16 protein-coding genes are annotated in these 16,738 nt (G+C 63.6%); 5 read left to right on the top strand and 11 right to left on the bottom strand.

Going from position 1 to position 16,738, the window contains the following annotated elements; genetic code table 11:
* Positions 1-7: 7 nt before the first annotated feature.
* Genes AB7008_RS39260 through AB7008_RS39240 form a run of 5 tightly spaced genes read right to left on the bottom strand, consistent with a single transcriptional unit; the run spans position 8 to position 6,686 of the window.
* Entirely contained in the window at positions 8-538 is a 531-nt protein-coding gene (locus AB7008_RS39260; protein ID WP_028160656.1) for a gluconokinase, read from the bottom strand.
* On the bottom strand, positions 525-1,274 hold the full coding sequence (gene pgl / locus AB7008_RS39255; RefSeq protein ID WP_441260533.1) for a 6-phosphogluconolactonase: 750 nt from the start codon (positions 1,272-1,274) through the stop codon (positions 525-527). The genes AB7008_RS39260 and pgl overlap by 14 nt, the downstream gene beginning before the upstream one ends.
* A complete protein-coding gene (gene zwf / locus AB7008_RS39250; protein ID WP_304491180.1) occupies positions 1,274-2,785 on the bottom strand; it encodes a glucose-6-phosphate dehydrogenase in 1,512 nt (503 codons plus the stop codon). Before zwf ends, pgl begins: the two co-directional genes overlap by 1 nt.
* A 40-nt stretch (positions 2,786-2,825) precedes the next feature.
* Positions 2,826-3,824: a phosphogluconate dehydrogenase (NAD(+)-dependent, decarboxylating) gene (gnd, locus tag AB7008_RS39245; protein WP_441260532.1), complete on the bottom strand. Its 999-nt coding sequence runs from the start codon at positions 3,822-3,824 to the stop codon at positions 2,826-2,828.
* Positions 3,825-3,836: 12 nt separating this feature from the next.
* Entirely contained in the window at positions 3,837-6,686 is a 2,850-nt protein-coding gene (locus AB7008_RS39240; RefSeq protein WP_441260531.1) for a bifunctional transaldolase/phosoglucose isomerase, read from the bottom strand.
* 304 nt (positions 6,687-6,990) lie between these two features.
* On the opposite strand from AB7008_RS39240, the gene AB7008_RS39235 reads away from it, so the two are divergent.
* The 4 genes from AB7008_RS39235 (at position 6,991) to AB7008_RS39220 (ending at position 12,737) form a co-directional block, all read left to right on the top strand.
* The gene (locus AB7008_RS39235) at positions 6,991-7,665 is read left to right on the top strand and encodes an STM3941 family protein (protein WP_441260530.1); all 675 of its coding nucleotides are present in this window, start codon (positions 6,991-6,993) and stop codon (positions 7,663-7,665) included.
* Between the two features lie 299 nt (positions 7,666-7,964).
* Complete coding sequence (locus AB7008_RS39230; RefSeq protein ID WP_028147053.1) at positions 7,965-9,908, top strand: PrkA family serine protein kinase; 1,944 nt, start codon at positions 7,965-7,967, stop codon at positions 9,906-9,908.
* Positions 9,909-9,927: 19 nt separating this feature from the next.
* The gene (locus AB7008_RS39225) at positions 9,928-11,205 is read left to right on the top strand and encodes a YeaH/YhbH family protein (RefSeq protein ID WP_441261277.1); all 1,278 of its coding nucleotides are present in this window, start codon (positions 9,928-9,930) and stop codon (positions 11,203-11,205) included.
* Positions 11,202-12,737 carry a SpoVR family protein gene (locus tag AB7008_RS39220; protein WP_441260529.1) on the top strand — a complete coding sequence of 512 codons (1,536 nt, stop codon included), beginning with the start codon at positions 11,202-11,204 and terminating at the stop codon, positions 12,735-12,737. The genes AB7008_RS39225 and AB7008_RS39220 overlap by 4 nt, the downstream gene beginning before the upstream one ends.
* Before the next feature lie 278 nt (positions 12,738-13,015).
* On the opposite strand, the gene AB7008_RS39215 is transcribed toward AB7008_RS39220, so the two are convergent.
* From AB7008_RS39215 to AB7008_RS39190, 6 genes are all read right to left on the bottom strand, one after another.
* On the bottom strand, positions 13,016-13,456 hold the full coding sequence (locus tag AB7008_RS39215) for a DUF1801 domain-containing protein (RefSeq protein WP_441260528.1): 441 nt from the start codon (positions 13,454-13,456) through the stop codon (positions 13,016-13,018).
* Between the two features lie 2 nt (positions 13,457-13,458).
* Entirely contained in the window at positions 13,459-13,677 is a 219-nt protein-coding gene (locus AB7008_RS39210; RefSeq protein ID WP_028156239.1) for a hypothetical protein, read from the bottom strand.
* A gap of 44 nt (positions 13,678-13,721) precedes the next feature.
* Positions 13,722-14,153, bottom strand: a complete 432-nt coding sequence (locus AB7008_RS39205; RefSeq protein WP_014492803.1) for an SRPBCC family protein — start codon at positions 14,151-14,153, stop codon at positions 13,722-13,724.
* Positions 14,150-14,473, bottom strand: coding sequence for an ArsR/SmtB family transcription factor (locus AB7008_RS39200; protein WP_028170635.1), 324 nt, complete (start codon positions 14,471-14,473; stop codon positions 14,150-14,152). The genes AB7008_RS39205 and AB7008_RS39200 overlap by 4 nt, the downstream gene beginning before the upstream one ends.
* A 123-nt stretch (positions 14,474-14,596) precedes the next feature.
* Positions 14,597-15,046: a DsrE family protein gene (locus tag AB7008_RS39195; protein ID WP_248879594.1), complete on the bottom strand. Its 450-nt coding sequence runs from the start codon at positions 15,044-15,046 to the stop codon at positions 14,597-14,599.
* A gap of 40 nt (positions 15,047-15,086) precedes the next feature.
* Positions 15,087-15,707, bottom strand: coding sequence for a hypothetical protein (locus tag AB7008_RS39190; protein WP_304491175.1), 621 nt, complete (start codon positions 15,705-15,707; stop codon positions 15,087-15,089).
* Positions 15,708-15,915: 208 nt separating this feature from the next.
* Here AB7008_RS39190 and AB7008_RS39185 point away from each other — a divergent pair, with 208 nt between their 5' ends.
* Positions 15,916-16,500, top strand: a complete 585-nt coding sequence (locus tag AB7008_RS39185) for an STM3941 family protein (protein WP_441260527.1) — start codon at positions 15,916-15,918, stop codon at positions 16,498-16,500.
* Positions 16,501-16,738: the final 238 nt, after the last annotated feature.

Genomic DNA, 16,738 nt, shown 5'->3' with positions numbered 1-16,738 from the left:
CTCGGCCTCAGCGTTTCGCCCCGCTCAGCTTCAATTGCCGGACCACGCCGTCGACGATCGCCTCGACGGATTCGTCGATCGAAACGGTAACGACGTGCTCGCCAGCCTCGGGTGGCTCCAGCGTCGTGAACTGGCTCGTCAGCAGTTCGGGCGGCATGAAATGCCCCTTGCGTTGCGCGAGGCGGGCGGCAATCAACTCCTTGGTGCCCCTCAGGAAGACGAAGCGGACGTCGTCGCGTCCACGCAGCAGCACGTCGCGATAGGTGTGCTTCAGCGCCGAGCAGGCGATGATCACATGCTCGCCCTTGTCGCAAACCCGCGCGATCTCGTCGGCAATGGCGTTGAGCCAAGGCCAGCGGTCCTCGTCGGTGAGGGGATGGCCGGCCCGCATCTTCTCGACATTGCTGGCGGGGTGAAAGCTGTCGCCGTCCTCGAAACGCCAGCCGAGCCGCTGCCCGAGCGCCTCCGCAACCGTACTCTTGCCTGAACCCGACACGCCCATCACGATCAACGCACAAGGTGCTTCAACGCCCGCCACGAATTCCCTCCGGAAGCGCGGCCTGGTCGACCAGCCAGACGGTCTCGCCATTCGAGCGCGCGCGTACAGCCGGCAGAGTCTCGCCATTGAGCAGGCGCGTCAAGATCGGCTGCTTGTCGTGCCCGGCAATCTCGAACAGCATTTCGCGGCAGGAGGCCAAGACGGGCAGGGTCAGCGACACCCGCGGCACGAACGGCGCGACATTGGCCTTGGGGACGCCGACCACCCAGCGTGTGGTCTCCTCAACCGCGGGGTAGCCGGGGAAAAGCGAGGCGGTGTGGCCGTCCGGGCCCGCGCCCATCAGGACCATGTCGAACAGCGGCCGTGCCGGATCGAGGTTTTTGGCGCCGTAGAAGGACTGAAGCTCGCGCGCATAGGCCTCGGCACCCGCTTCGGGGCTTTCAGCCGTGGTCGGGATCGGGTGAATATGCCCGGACGGCGCATTGCGGTCGAGAAAGGTCGCGCGCGCGACTGCCATGTTGTTGAGGGGATCGCTCGAAGGCACGAAACGCTCGTCACCGATGAACCAGTGCACGCGGTCCCACGGGATCTTGCCGCGATACGCGTCGCTGCCGAGCAATTGATAGAGCTTCCTCGGGCTGGAGCCGCCGGTAAGGCAGATCGCGATCTGCCCGGGATTGGCGGCGATCCGCGCCATCACCCGTTCGGCTGCGGCCTGCGCCAGCGCCTCGGCGTCGGCCTCGATGATCAGCTTCGGCTGGTCGGCCGCAGCCATCACGAATACTTCCGCCAGCTGCGCCCGTCGCGCCGGAGCAATTCATCGGCGCAGGCCGGGCCGTCGCTGCCGGCGTCATAGGTCTCGATGCCGTTGGTGCCTTCGCTTTTCCAGGCATCCAGGAACGGCTGCACCGCCTGCCATCCGGCCTCGATGCCGTCGGCGCGCTGGAACAGGATGTTGTCGCCGATCATGCAGTCGTAGATCAGCGTCTCATAGCCGGTCGAGGGATCGGCGCGGAAATAGTCGCCGTAGCGGAATTTCATCTCGACGCCGTCGATGGTGACGCTCGGCCCCGGAATCTTGGCATTGAACTGAAGCTCGATGGTCTCGGTCGGCGCGATGCCGATGGTGAGGAAGTTCTGCGACAGGCGGTCGACCGTCGTGCCTGAGAACATCGACAGCGGCGCCTGCTTGAACTTAATCGCGACTTCGGTTCGCTTGTGACCGAGCGCCTTGCCGGTGCGCAGATAGAACGGCACGCCGGCCCAGCGCCAATTGTCGATCATCAGCTTGAGTGCGACAAAGGTCTCGGTGGTGCTGCCGGGCTTGACGTCCTCGGTCTTGCGATAGTCCGTGATCTCGTCGTCGCCGATGCGACCGGCCAGATATTGCGCGCGTACCGAATTCCTCAGCGCCTCTTCCCGGGTCGGCTGCTGGATCGACGTCAGCACATCGGCCTTTTCGGAGCGCACGGAATGGGCGTCGAAGCGCGCAGGCGGCTCCATCGCGACCAGGGACATCAGCTGGAACAGATGGTTCGGCACCATGTCGCGCAGCGCGCCGGTGGCGTCGTAGAAGCCGCCGCGATGGCCGACGCCGAGCTTCTCCTCCACCGTGATCTGGATGTGGTCGATGTGGTTGCGATTCCAGATCGGCTCGAACATGCCGTTGGCGAAGCGCAGCACCATGATGTTCTGCACCGTCTCTTTGCCGAGATAGTGATCGATCCGGTAGATCTGGTGCTCGTCCATGATCTTCAGCAGTTCGGCATTCAGCGCCTTGGCCGAGGCGAGGTCGGTGCCGAACGGCTTCTCGATCACGAGCCGCCGCCAGGCGCCGTTCTCCTTCATCATGCCGGTGCGGCCGAGCTCGCGCGCGGTCGGCGCGAAGGCGGCGGGCGGCGTTGCCAGATAGAACAGGCGGTTGCCGCCAGTGTCCTGCGCGCATTCCAGCGAATCCAGATGCTCGCGCAGGCGGTCGAAGGAGGGTGGATCTTTCGGATCGGCTTCGACGAAGGTCACGCATTCCAGCAGCTTCCGGGCAATGTCGTCGTCCACGGGCCGCGTCGCGAATTGCCGCAGACCCTTCAGCAGGCTGTCCCGCAGCTCGTCATCGGACTGGCGGTTGCGGGCCACGCCGACGACGCAGAACTTCTCCGGCAACAGGTGCTCGGCGGCGAGATTGTAGAGCGACGGCATCACCAGCCGATGGGTGAGGTCACCGGTCGCGCCAAAGATGACGAAGGCGCAATTTTCGGGCTTGCGCTTGGCCTGCGGGTCTTTTGTCACGAATGATCGGCCTTCGCTCTGTTACTTTTGACTTCGGCTCTTATTTGGATTTCGAAGCGCCCGGCTGCTTCGGCTCCTTGTGGCCGCCGAAACCCGCGCGCATCGCGGAGAGAATTTTTTCGGCGAAGGTGTGTTCCTTGCGGGAACGGAAACGTGTGTAGAGGGCCGCGGTCAAAACTTCAGCCGGCACGGCCTCGTCGATCGCGGCATTCACGGTCCAGCGGCCTTCGCCGGAATCCTCGACGAAGCCGGAATATTCCGCAAGCGCAGGGCTGTCGGCGAGCGCCGTCGAGGTGAGGTCGAGCAGCCAGGACGGGATCACGCTGCCGCGCCGCCACACCTCGGCGATGTCGGCAAGGTCGAAATCGTAGCGATGATCCGCCGGCAAGGCCTCGATGTTGGCATTCTTGAGGATGTCGAAACCTTCGGCATAGGCCTGCATCAGGCCGTATTCGATGCCGTTGTGGATCATCTTGACGAAATGGCCGGCGCCCACGGGACCTGCATGGATGTAGCCCTGCTCGATGCGGGGATCGCGCCCCTCACGTCCCTCCGTGCGCGGAATGTCGCCGGCGCCGGGCGCGAGCGCGGCGAAGATCGGATCGAGCCGGTCGACCACCTGCTTCTCGCCGCCGATCATCATGCAATAGCCGCGGTCGAGCCCCCAGACGCCGCCTGAGGTGCCGACATCGACATAATGGATGCCGCGCTCCTTCAGCGCCTTGCCGCGACGGACGTCGTCCTGCCAGAACGTGTTGCCGCCGTCGATGATGACGTCGCCGGCCTGCATCACGGCCGCGATCGTGTCGATCGTCGTCTCGGTGATGTGGCCGGCCGGCAGCATCACCCAGGCGGCGCGCGGCCGCTCCAGCTTGGCGACAAACTCTTCCAGCGTCGCCGAACCCTGTGCGCCGTCCGCGGCGAGACCCGCGACGGCCTTGGCGTCCTTGTCGTAGACCACGGTCGTATGACCGTGGCGCATCAGGCGGCGAACGATGTTGCCGCCCATCCGGCCGAGGCCGATCATGCCGAGTTGCATCGAGAGATTCCCTTAGTTCAGCGCATCGTTAAGCGCGGCGTTGAGCGCCGCGAGACCTTTCTTGAGCCCGCCCTTGAGGTGGACCCGGAGCGCGCGCCGGCCGCGCTCGGTGAGCACGTCGAAGTCGCCGCGCGCCTGCGCGGCCTTGATCACGCCGAAGCTCGCCTTCTGGCCCGGCACCGACAAGTCCTTGGCATCGTCAGCGGTGATCTGGAGAAACACGCCGCTGTCGGGCCCGCCCTTGTAGGCCTGCCCGGTCGAATGCAGGAAGCGCGGTCCGAACTCGGCGCAAGTTGCGACGTGACGCTTCTCGCGCACTTCGAGACGCATCGTCTGGAGTGCGTCGATCGTCGCCTTGTCGCGCGCGATGTAGCCGAGCAGGGCGACATAGTCGCCATGGCCCGAGCGGGAGAGATGCGCCTTCAGCCACGAGGTGAGGTCGCCGTTGGCGCCGGCGGCGCGCAGCGCCGTGGCGTTGGCCTCGTCGGTGTAGAGATCGGCCTCGTCGGTGCTGACCACCGGCTGTTCGGCCGGCAATGCACCGGTCTTCTCGAACGACGCGGTGAGCTCGCGGGTCTTGATCTTGGCCGCTTCCACGTCCGGCTGGTCGAACGGGTTGATGCCGAGGATGCTGCCCGCCACCGCCGTCGCCATCTCGAAGCGGAAGAACTCCTGGCCGAGATGGTCGATCGATTTCATCACGATGCGCACGACGGGATGGCCGGCGGCTTCGACCGCGGCAAGCTTGGAGTCATGCGCGGCGTCCGCTTCGCCTTCGGTGCGAATGTCGATGAAGAAGCGGTCGTTGCCGTAGAGCGCGGGCTCGCCGAGTGGCTCGCCGGCGATCGGGATCAGGCCCTTGCCTTCCTTGCCGGTCGATTCCGCGATCAGCTGCTCGGCCCAGGCGCCGAAATCGGCGATCTTCTTCGACGACAGGATCGTCACCTTGTCGCGGCCTTCGAGGCCGGCGATGCCCATGGCAAGGCCGAGCTGGACGCCCGGGTTCTCACCTGGCGGCACGTCGGGTCCGCAGGAGCGTGCCATGGAGAGCGCGTGTTTGATCAGCGTCTTGACGTCGATGCCCGCGGTTGCCGCCGGCACCAGGCCGAACGGCGAGAGCACCGAATAGCGGCCGCCGATCGAGGGTTCGCCATGGAAGATGCGGGCGTAATTGAGGCTCTTCGCCGCCTTCTCCAGCGACGAGCCGGGATCGGTCACCGCGATGAAGCGGTGGCCGGTCTTCACTTTCGGCCCGACCGCCTGTGCGACGCGTTCGTGGAAATAATCCTTCATCGCGTTCGGCTCGGTGGTCCCGCCGGATTTGCTGGAGACGATGAACACGGTGTTGGCGATGTCGATCCTGGCCTCCATTGCCCGGACCTGTGCCGGATCGGTGGAATCCAGCACGTGCAATTTCGGGAAGCCGGACTTCCGCGCAAAAGTCTCGGCCAGCACCTCGGGGCCAAGGCTCGATCCGCCCATGCCGAGCACGACGGCATCGGAGAACCTTTGGCCCTTCACGCGGCTCGCATAGTCCTCATAGTCGGCGACGTCGGCCTTCGCCGCGCTGTCGAGCCAGCCGAGCCATTTGTCCTCGTCGGTGCCGGTCCAGACCGATTTGTCGTGCTGCCACAGCCTGCGGATCTTTGCCGACGCGCGCCATTCCTCGGTGCTCTTGGCCACCGCCTTGCCGAGGCCGTCGCCGAGCGAGAGAAGCTGGTGGTCGATCGCGGGCCCGAGCACGGTTGCCCGCTTGTGGGCGACGGCGCCATAGAGCTTGTCGGCGGCATCGGCGAACTGCTTGACGCCGTCCTTGACGAGCTCCTCGGTGATTGCCTCGAGCGAGACGCCGGAGCGCTCCAGTTCTTCCAGCACGCGGCGGGCGTCGTCGACGTTCTCTTCAAGGCTGTCGCGCGGCTTGCCGTGGTCGCGGAAAGCATCGAGCGTCGCCGGCGGCACGGTATTGATGGTGTCGGGGCCGATCAGCTCCTCGACATAGAGCACGTCGCTGTAATCCTTGTTCTTGGTGCCGGTGGAGGCCCACAGCATCCGCTGCGGCTTGGCGCCCTTGGCAGCCAGCTTGTCCCAGCGCGGGCCGGAAAACAGGCGCTTGTAATCCTGGTAGGCGACCTTGGCGTTGGCGATCGCGACCTTGCCCTTCAGCGCGGCGAGCCGCTCCTTCTCGGATGGATCGTTGGCGCGGGCGATCTTCTCGTCGAGCTGCTTGTCGACGACCGAGTCGATGCGGCTGACGAAGAAGCTCGCGACGCTCGCCACGTGCGACGGGTCGCCGCCGCCGGCGACGTATTTTTCCAGACCGGCGAGATAGGCCTCGGCGACCTGGAGGTAGACGTCCCTGGCGAACAACAGCGTGATGTTGATGCTGATGCCGTCGCCGATCAGCGTCTCGATCGCCGGCAGGCCCTCCGGCGTCGCCGGCACCTTCACCATCAGGTTCTTGCGGTCGACATGCTTCCAGAGCCGCCGCGCCTCGGCGACCGTGCCGGCGGTGTCCATCGCCAGATAGGGCGAGACTTCCAGGCTGACATAGCCGTCGCCGCCCTTCAGGCGGTCATAGACCGGGCGGAGCACGTCCGCGGCGTTCTGGATGTCCTCGATCGCGACGGCTTCGAACAGGTCGGCCACGGTCCGGTCGCCGCGCTTCAGGGCCTTGCCGATCGGGGCGTCATACTCGTCCGAGCTGCCGATCGCCTTCTCGAAGATCGACGGGTTGGAGGTGACGCCCTTGACGCCGTCGGTGTCGATCAGCCGCTTCAGGTCGCCCTTGGCGATGAAGCCACGGGCGAGGAAGTCCAGCCAGACGGCTTGTCCGTGCTTTTCCAGTTCTTTGACGGGATTCATGATGTTTATTTATCTCCAAGCCTGCGGGCGAGGGGTTTCCGCCCCGGTCCTGACGCGCTATCCTCTAGCCTACATGCTCCCGGGAGGGAACCAATCAAGGGGATAGGCGTCTTACCCTCCAGTGTAACTCCGTCGCGATCATGGCGATCCAGGCGGAAGTAGCCGTGTTGCGTAAAAAGTCGTCGGCCGGAGCAGTGGCCAGGGGCTCGTTACGCAACGGAGCCGCTTCGTCTCGTCAGCCCAGTCTGCGTGGAGTGTCATCTGCGGATTACGGTCCGCCTGATAGATCGTCGCTCGGCCGCGAATGGCCATGCTGGGGAAGAGCATGCACGCACATCATGACCGCCTGACGCTCGCCGTTGCCGACAGCCCGCAATCGGACGCGCCGGCCGCATGCATCGATGCGACCCACGATCTCGAAATCAGCCCATGTACGACCCAACTGCGGCTGCTGGTCGCGGCGGGCTTCGCATTGACCCTGTTCAGCGCGACCCTTGCTTTCGACTGGTGGGACGGTCTGGGCGACTACGATACGACGGTCGGCTATGCCGGCGTCGTGCTGTTCGGCCTGGTGACCGGCCGGCTGATCTGGCTGCTGCCCGCCGAGCGGGGACCGGTGGTGATCGTCACCCCCTATGGCATCCGCGACCTCCGCATCGGCAACGAATTTCTGCTGTGGGACTCGATTGCGGAGATTTCGGCTGAGGAAAGCCGCGGCCACAAGGCGATCGTACTGGCGCTGACGCCGGCCTTGCAGCGGCAGCTCTGCACCATGAGCACCTTGGCGCCCCGTGCGGAGAACGAACGGCAGAATGAACGGCAGAATGAACGGATTGTCATCCGCTCCGAGGGTTTGGCGACCGATTTTGATACACTGCTGCGCGCTTGCCGCGATTGTCATGCCGCGAGCGCTGCGCGCACCGCATTGCAGCAGGAAGATGAACGCGGCACGCAAGGCTTCGCCGTACAAGCGTCATAAGATTGCCGCTCGCAGATCGCTCCATGTTGCAGTGCCGGATGGGCTCATCCCCGGTAATGCCCGGATGTTGCGACCAAGTGACATTTTCTGGAAATGAGCGAAGATAGATACAGATTCGCACAAATTACAGGCATGTGCCTGTTCGTAACTCAATGAGTGCCTACGTTGTGCGTTGCGTCGTGTCGGCACCAGGGTGTCCAATGATCGTCATGTGCTCACGCTGATTCGAAATGGCCTGAGGAACGGTCCGGTAACTGCTTTCGTTTCAGCTTGTGGCGGAACTCACGCGGAGAGGGATCATGTATAACGATTCTCTATTCAACGCTTTCGCTAAGTCGTTCGAGGCGAGAAGCCAACACGACATGTCGATGGCGGAATATCTGGAATCGTGTCGAAGCGATCCCATGAAATACGCGAACGCGGCCGAGCGACTGCTAGCAGCCATCGGTGAGCCCCAGACGATTGACACGGCCAAGGACCCACGCCTTGGCCGTATTTTTTTGAACCGCACCATCCGGACCTATCCAGCTTTCGCCGGCTTCTACGGCATGGAAGAAACCATCGAGCGCATCGTCGGTTTCTTCCGTCACGCGGCGCAAGGCTTGGAGGAGCGCAAGCAGATCCTCTATCTGCTCGGCCCCGTGGGCGGCGGCAAATCCTCGCTCGCCGAGCGCTTGAAGTCGCTGATGGAAGTGCAGCCGATCTACGTGCTCAAAGCCGGCGATGAATTGAGCCCGGTGTTTGAAAGCCCGCTCAGCCTGTTTGATCCCGATCATCTCGGGCCGATGCTGGAGGAGAAGTACGGCATTCCGCGCCGGCGTCTCACCGGCCTGATGAGCCCGTGGTGCTACAAGCGGCTGGAAGCCTTCGGCGGCGACATCTCGCAATTCCGTGTCGCCAAGATCCAGCCGTCGCGGCTGCGCCAGATCGCGGTCTCCAAGACCGAGCCTGGTGACGAGAACAACCAGGACATCTCGTCGCTGGTCGGCAAGGTCGACATCCGCAAGCTCGAGACCTACGCGCAGAACGATCCCGACGCCTACAGCTATTCGGGCGGCCTCAATCGCGCCAACCAGGGCATCCTTGAATTCGTCGAGATGTTCAAGGCGCCGATCAAGATGCTGCACCCGTTGCTGACCGCAACGCAGGAAAACAACTACATCGGCACCGAGAATATCGGCGCGATTCCCTTCACCGGCGTGATCCTCGCGCACTCGAACGAAGCCGAGTGGTCGAGCTTCAAGGCCAACAAGAACAACGAGGCCTTCATCGACCGCATCTGCGTGATCAAGGTGCCGTACTGCCTCCGGGTCACCGAAGAGCAGAAGATCTACGAAAAGCTGATCCAGGGCTCGGAGCTGGCGGCCGCGCCGTGCGCACCCTCGACGCTGGAGACGCTGGCGCGGTTCTCGGTGATGTCGCGCCTGCGCAAGCACGAGAACTCCACGCTGTTCGGCAAGCTGCGGGTCTATGACGGCGAGAGCCTGAAGGAATCCGATCCGAAGGCACGGAGCGTCCAGGAATATCGCGATGCCGCCGGCGTCGACGAAGGCATGGACGGCGTCTCCACCCGCTTTGCCTTCAAGATACTGGCTGCGACCTTCAACCACGATCCGCAGGAAGTCGCGGCCGACGCCGTGCATCTGATGTACGCGCTGGAGCAGTCGATCCGCCGCGAGCAGCTCCCCGAGGAAGTCGAGAAGCGCTATCTCGAATTCATCAAGGCGGAGCTGGCGCCGCGCTACGCCGAGTTCATCGGCAACGAGATCCAGAAGGCCTATCTCGAATCCTACTCGGATTACGGCCAGAATCTGTTCGACCGCTACGTCGACTACGCCGATGCCTGGATCGAGGATCAGGACTTCAAGGATGCCGACACCGGCCAGCTGCTGGATCGCGAGCTTTTGAACCAGGAACTGACCAAAATCGAGAAGCCGGCGGGCATCGCCAACCCGAAGGACTTCCGCAACGAGGTGGTCAAATTCTCGTTACGGTCGCGGGCCCAGAACAGCGGCAAGAATCCGACCTGGATCTCCTACGAGAAGATTCGCGACGTGATCGAAAAGCGGATATTCTCGCAGGTCGAGGACCTGCTTCCGGTCATCTCCTTCGGGTCGAAGAAGGACGGCGAGACGGAGAAGAAGCACGGCGAGTTCGTCGCACGCATGGTGGAGCGCGGCTACACCGAGCGTCAGGTTCGCCGGCTCGTCGAATGGTACATGCGTGTGAAGCAGGCCGGTTAAGGCGGATGGAAAAGTGCCCATTCACATTATTGACAGGCGCCTGAATCCAGGCGGCAAGAGTCTTGAGAACCGGCAGCGGTTCTTGCGTCGGGCCAAATCCCTGGTGCAGGGCGCCGTCAAGAGGACCTCGCAGGAACGCGACATCAAGGATGTCCTGGAGGGTGGTGAGGTCACCATACCGCTCGACGGCATGCACGAGCCGCGTTTCCGCCGTGAAGGCGGAACGCGCGACATGGTGTTGCCCGGGAACAAGAAGTTCATCGAGGGCGATTACCTCCAGCGATCCGGCCAGGGCAGCGCCAAGGATTCCGGTCCCGGCGAAGGCGACAGCGAGGACGCGTTCCGCTTCGTCCTCTCCCGCGACGAGTTCGTGGATCTGTTCCTCGACGACCTCGAGCTGCCGGATCTTGCCAAGCGCAAAATCGCGCAGACCGAGAGCGAGGGCATCCAGCGCGCCGGCTACACCACGTCCGGCTCGCCCGCCAACATCTCGGTCAGCCGGACGGTGAAGCTCGCGCTGGCGCGCCGCATCGCGCTCAGGCGTCCCCGCAAGGAGGAGATCGAGGAGCTGGAAGCCGCGATCGCGGCATGCACCGACGAGGACGAGCGTGTGCTGCTGCTCGCCGAGCTCGAAAAGCTGAAGGCGAAGACCAAGCGCATTCCCTTCGTCGACCCGCTCGATATCCGCTACCGCCGCTACGAGAAGGTGCCGCGGCCGGTCGCGCAGGCGGTGATGTTCTGCCTGATGGACGTCTCCGGCTCGATGTCCGAGCACATGAAGGATCTCGCCAAGCGCTTCTACATGCTGCTCTACGTGTTCCTGAAGCGGCGCTACAAGCATGTCGAGATCGTCTTCATCCGCCACACCGACCGCGCCGAGGAGGTGGACGAGCAGACCTTCTTCTACGGTCCGGCCTCGGGCGGCACGCTGGTCTCGAGCGCGCTCCACGCCATGCACGAGATCGTGCGCGAGCGCTTCAACCCGTCGGACTGGAACATCTACGCCGCGCAAGCCTCCGACGGCGACAATTCCTATTCCGACGGCGAGCTCACGGGCACGCTGCTGACCGACAAGATCCTGCCGGTCTGCCAGTTCTTTGCCTATCTCGAGGTCGGGGAGTCCGGCGGCAGCGCCTTCGATCTCTCCGACTCCTCGCTCTGGACCCTCTACGACCGTATGCGCAACAGCGGCGCACCGCTCTCGATGCGCAAGGTCAGCGAGCGCAGCGAGATCTTCCCGGTGTTCCACGATCTGTTCCAGCGCCGCGAAACTTCCCAGGAGAAAGCCGCTCCATGACGGAACGCTTGTTCGAAGGCGCCGATTGGGATTTCCACACCTTGCAGCGCATCACCGATGCCTGCGAGGAGGTGGCGATGAAGGATCTCGGGCTCGACGTCTATCCGAACCAGATCGAGGTCATCACCGCCGAGCAGATGCTGGATGCCTACTCGTCCGTCGGCATGCCGCTGTTCTACAAGCACTGGTCGTTCGGCAAGCACTTCGCGTTCCACGAGGCCTCGTATCGCAAGGGCCTGATGGGGCTCGCCTATGAGATCGTGATCAACTCCTCGCCCTGCATCTCCTACCTGATGGAGGAGAACACGGCGACGATGCAGACACTGGTGATCGCCCACGCCGCCTTCGGCCACAACCACTTCTTCAAGAACAACTATCTGTTCAAGCAGTGGACCGACGCCGACGGCATTCTGGACTATCTCGACTTTGCCAAGAACTACGTCATGACCTGCGAGGAGCGCTACGGCCGCGTCGAGGTCGAGCGCACCCTGGATGCCGCGCATGCGCTGATGTCGCATGGCATCGATCGCTATCCCGGCAAGAAGAAGCTGGATCTGCGCTCCGAGGAGAAGCGGGCAGGGCGCCGCCGTCAGCACGAGGAGGAAGTCTTCAACGACCTCTGGCGTACCGTGCCGAAGGGGGCGTCGAAGACCCGCTCCGCGCTCAGCATCGAACGCCGCCGCAAGCTGCTCGGCCTGCCGCAGGAAAACCTGCTCTACTTCCTGGAGAAGAGCGCGCCGCGGCTGGCGCCCTGGCAGCGCGAGCTTTTGCGCATCGTCCGCCACATCGCGCAATATTTCTATCCGCAGAGCCAGACCAAGGTGATGAACGAGGGGACGGCGACCTACGTCCACTATCGCATCATGACCAAGCTGCATCAGCAAGGCCGCATCTCCGACGGCAACTTCCTCGAATTCCTGCAATCGCACACCAACGTGGTGTTCCAGCCCGAATTCGACGATCCGCGCTTCTCCGGCTTCAATCCCTATGCGCTCGGCTTTGCCGTGATGCAGGATATCGAGCGCATCGTCACCAGTCCGGAGGACGAGGACCGCGAGTGGTTCCCCGACATTGCGGGCAAGAACGACGTGATGGGCGTGCTGCGCGACGTCTGGGTCAACTACCGCGACGAAAGCTTCATCGCGCAGTTCCTGAGCCCGAAGCTGATGCGGCACTTCCGCATGTTCCACCTGCACGACGATCCCGAGGAGCGCGCCGGCATCCGGGTCGATGCCATCCACGACGATCGCGGCTTCCGCCGGGTGCGGCGCGAGCTGGCGCGGCAGCATGATGTCGGCTTCATCGATGCCAATATCGAAGTGGTCGACGTCGATCTCTCCGGCGACCGCCGGCTGATCCTGCATCATCACGTCATCAAGGGCTCGCAGCTCAACGAGACCGACGCCAAGCGCGTGCTCCAGCACCTCGCCGATCTCTGGACTTACGACGTCTCACTGATCGAGGTCGACGCCAACGACAAGGTCCTGCGCGAATATGTCGTAAGCCCGCGCCCGATCCCGGCGGCGGCCTGAGGCGGCTGACAAGCGAAGCAATACTGCGAGATGCGCGTTGATGCGCCCTCGCCCCTTGTGGGAGAGGGGCAGCGACGCAGGTGAACACAAGCTCATTGGGGTGAGGGGTATCTATCCGCACCTTCCCGTGTTGATGGAGACCCCTCATCCGGCGCCATAGCCGAAGCTTTGCTTCGGCGTTCTTAAGAACGGCGGCCGTGGGCGCCTATGCCACCTTCTCTCACAAGGGAAGAAGGAAGGCGTCCGTGGCTTCACAACGACTCTTTTAAGTGGATCGCTTAAGTCGATCGCTTCTTCGCCGGCTTCTTCGTGGACGCATTCAGCTCCACCCCCGCGCAGATCAGCGCTTTCAACGCCTTCTCGTTGATCTTTTCGCCTTCGCGAATGTCGATCGCGCGGCGCACGTTTCCGTCGAGGCTCGAATTGAACAGGCCGGCCGGGTCGTCCAGCGCCGCGCCCTTGGCAAAAGTCAGCTTCACGACGGCCTTGTAGGTCTCGCCGGTGCAGATGATGCCGTCGTGCTCCCACACGGGAACGCCGCGCCATTTCCACTCCTCGACGACGTCAGGATCGGCCTCCTTGATCAGGTCGCGGATTCGCCCCAGCATCTCGCCGCGCCAGTCACTGAGCTCCTTGATCCTGCCGTCGATCATCCTGGAGGGTGAAGCGCCGTCCGTCTTGGTCGCGCTGCTTGCCTTCGCGGTCACCGCCTTCTTCATGATCACGCCTCTTGCCGCGCGCCGCTGCGACGGCCGACATAGGGCAGCGCGAACATGTAGAGCCCGGTAGCGAGCAACGGAATCAGCGGGACGAATGCCAGCAGCCCGATCCAGGTGGCCTGGATTTGCAGCGTCAAGGCAACAATGTTCGCGATCACGGCGAGCGTGAAAGCGATGGACAGCCAGCGATGGATCTGTCGAACCCACATATTCCCGGTCAATGAAACCTCCTCTTGAGATGATCGAATGAAGGCCGGCGACGGACCTAGTCAGCCCGCGCCAGCACCTCGTCCAGCTTGGCGAAAAACTGCTTCCAGCCGGCATGCGCGCCGCCATAGGCCTGCTTCTGCGTCGGGCTGAAGCCCGCCTGCTCGACGCGCAAATGCGTGCCCGCGTTCGTCGGTGTCAGCGTGAAGGTCACCACGCTTTTCAGATCGAACGCCGCGTCCTCATGCGAGAAATTCCAGGTATAGGCGAGCGCGCGCTGCGGCTCGATGGTGAGGACCTCGCAGTCCAGCACGCCGCCCCATTCGCCGCGAAGATTGAAGCGATGACCGACGACCGGCTTGAAGTCGTTCTTCATCAGCCATTCCTCGATCAGATGCGGCTGCGTCAGCGCGCGCCAGATCCGCTCGGCCGGAAAGGCAAATTCGCGCTCGATCACCACGGAGCGCATCTCGGCGGCAGCTTCGGTCATTGGTCCATCCTCTTCAGGAGATCGTCGAGTGCATCGAGCCGGTTCTGCCAGAAGCCGGCCATCTGGCCGGTCCAGTCGATCAGCGGATTCAGCGCGCCCGGCTGCGCGCTGTAATGGGTCTGGCGTCCTGCATGGCGGTCGCGCACCAGTCCGGCCTGCTTCAGCGCGCCGAGATGTTTCGAGACCGCCGGCTGGGAAACGCCTGAGGTCGCGGTCAGTGCTCCGACCGTCTGCTCGCCGTCGCGGCACAGCCGCTCGAAGATCGCCCTCCGGGTCGGATCGGCGAGCGTCCTGAACAGAAGATCGTGCGCGGCGGACATGTGAAATCCATAACCCATAAGTTATGGATCAACTCATAACTGTAGAGTTATGGGTAAGTCAAGTACGATGAGAGGATGTGGCGCTCGCAATGATGGAGAATGTGGCGGCGCCGCGCGCAATGTCTAAGGCCGTAGGTAGAGATAACCCTGCGACTGGAGTTCGGCCAAGCGGACCACGCCGCCTTTCTCCGCGCTGACGAAGCCCGGCAGCAAGCCCGTCAGGGTGACGTTCTGCGTCTTCATCGTGTTGGCGCACGCCGCGAGCTCGATACCGTCCCTGGAGAAATCGCCGACGCGCTTGCCGAGGTCGGGGTTGGCCTGCGCCCGGTGAAACGCCTTCAGCGCCGGCCCGTGGATCACCAGCGCGATGGTGACGTGTTGGGGACCGCCGACGCCGTCAATGTGGTTCTGGATGTTGCCGAGCACGAAATTGACCTTCTCGGCGTCGCTCAGGTGATACACGACCTTGAGCTTGCTGCCTGTGCCGGCTTCCGTCGCGGCCTTCGCGCTGGAGCCGCCAAGCGCCGCGCCCAGGGCCGAGAGGGCGCTCCACAAGATGCTCCGGCGGTTCATGGCGATCTCCCTCGGACTGGCCTGATTTCGCCGAGGCCTATCACTTGTGACGCAGCGCGGCGAGTTCCTTGCGGTCCGTCACCAGCGAGGCGCATTCGCGGTTGTCGGTGCGGTCGAGGCGGAAAATGCCGTCGTCGGCACCAGCGACCAGTGATTGCTCGGCTTCGTCATCCGGCTTGTTGTTCTGCCAGACCCTGACCCGCGCCAGCCGTACGATCGCCGACTTATCGTCCCTGGAGAGCGCAACGCCGATACCGCCGCCTTCGCAGTCGACACCGCAGCCGAGCCGGATCTCGATGCCGTCCTGGGTGAAAACAGCGTGGTTACAGGAGCCACTGGAGTCGAAATCGCCGGAGCGATGGCGGTATCTGAAGCCGAGCCGGAAGGAGTTGTGGAGCTCCTTGTCCTCCTTGTCCAATTCCGCCGAGACCAGCAGCTTCATCGAGGCGACCTTCTGCTTCGGATGCCGCGCCAGATGCGCGGCATCGTAGCGACGGACGAAGCAGGCATAGGCCTTGCTGCCGGGTGTCCCGGCATACATGCGCGTGTTGAAGGTTTCGGCCTCGGCCTTGGTCGGCTCGCGGATATCGTCGGCCTCCTCGGCGCGGGCGGCGCCGACGAAGGTGGCAAGGACAAGCGGAAGGAGGGGGGCAAGCTTCATGGTCGCACCGGGCGCGTGAACTGTTGACGGCCGCATCGGAGGGGGTGAGAGCCGACTGGCGGTTAGTCGCAAGCCGAACGCCGCGCGTTCAAGTGCCGCTGCCTTGCGTTCCCGTGGGCAGCCTCGCGCAAGGTTCCAGTCCTAATGACTTGGAAGACGGGGCGTTCGTAAACCCAGGGTTGCTGCAAAAGGCTGGTGGCGGTCGAACATGTCCGTAGGTCAGAACTTGCCCAACATTACGATCGGCTATTCCCGGGGACGGCTACTGGTGTCTTTCGGCGCCGGTCTGCTGCTGACGCTGCTCTGTGCTGCGCTCGCATTCATGTGGCAGCAAGGCAAGAACATCACCACGTTCGAGGTCGCCGCCTGCTATGTCGGCGCGGTGTTTTTCGGCCTCGCCACCTTCAGGATGCTCTGGAGGTTGATCTCCGCCAGGTCGCCGGTCGTCTTCATCAGCCGCGTCGGCATTCGCGACATCAGGCTCGGCGACGAGACCATCGCCTGGAGCTCCGTGCGGAAGATACAGATCTGGGAGCAGCGCCTGCAGAAGTTCGTGGTGCTCAAGCTCGATCCCCTTGTTGCCGGGCGATTCTCCGGGGGCTTCCTGAGGCGTGCCTTGTCGCTGATGAACAAGACGCTGGGGGCTGACAGCGTGATCGTCAATGCGGGCGGCCTGACCATGGACGTCAAGGCATTGCTCGAGACCTGCAAGCAATATTGGGGCGCCGGACGACCGGCCCCTTCGGACCACTCCGTGCCGGAGCCTGAACCGGAGCCCGAGGCTGTCAGCTGAAGCGGGCGAGGAATCGCCGGCATCGGGTAAGATGCCGCGCATCGCAGCGGCGGTCGAAGCAGGCATAGGCTGCGTTGCCGTGTGGTCGCGCGAGCCTTAGTCCGCCGTCGGTCCGAGAAGGTTCAATCCGTGCGGCGCTTCTGCCCGGGAACTCGGCTCCGCTGATTTCTGCGAGATTGTCGCGGATCATCAATGTGATAGTCTTCACAGACAGCTGAAATTCGATGTCGTAAGCTCA

The sequence above is a fragment of the Bradyrhizobium sp. 521_C7_N1_3 genome (assembly GCF_052075975.1).
GTDB lineage: Bacteria > Pseudomonadota > Alphaproteobacteria > Rhizobiales > Xanthobacteraceae > Bradyrhizobium > Bradyrhizobium japonicum.
The sequence above is the reverse complement of the archived record's forward strand: the minus strand, read 5'-3'. Positions and strand labels throughout refer to the sequence as shown.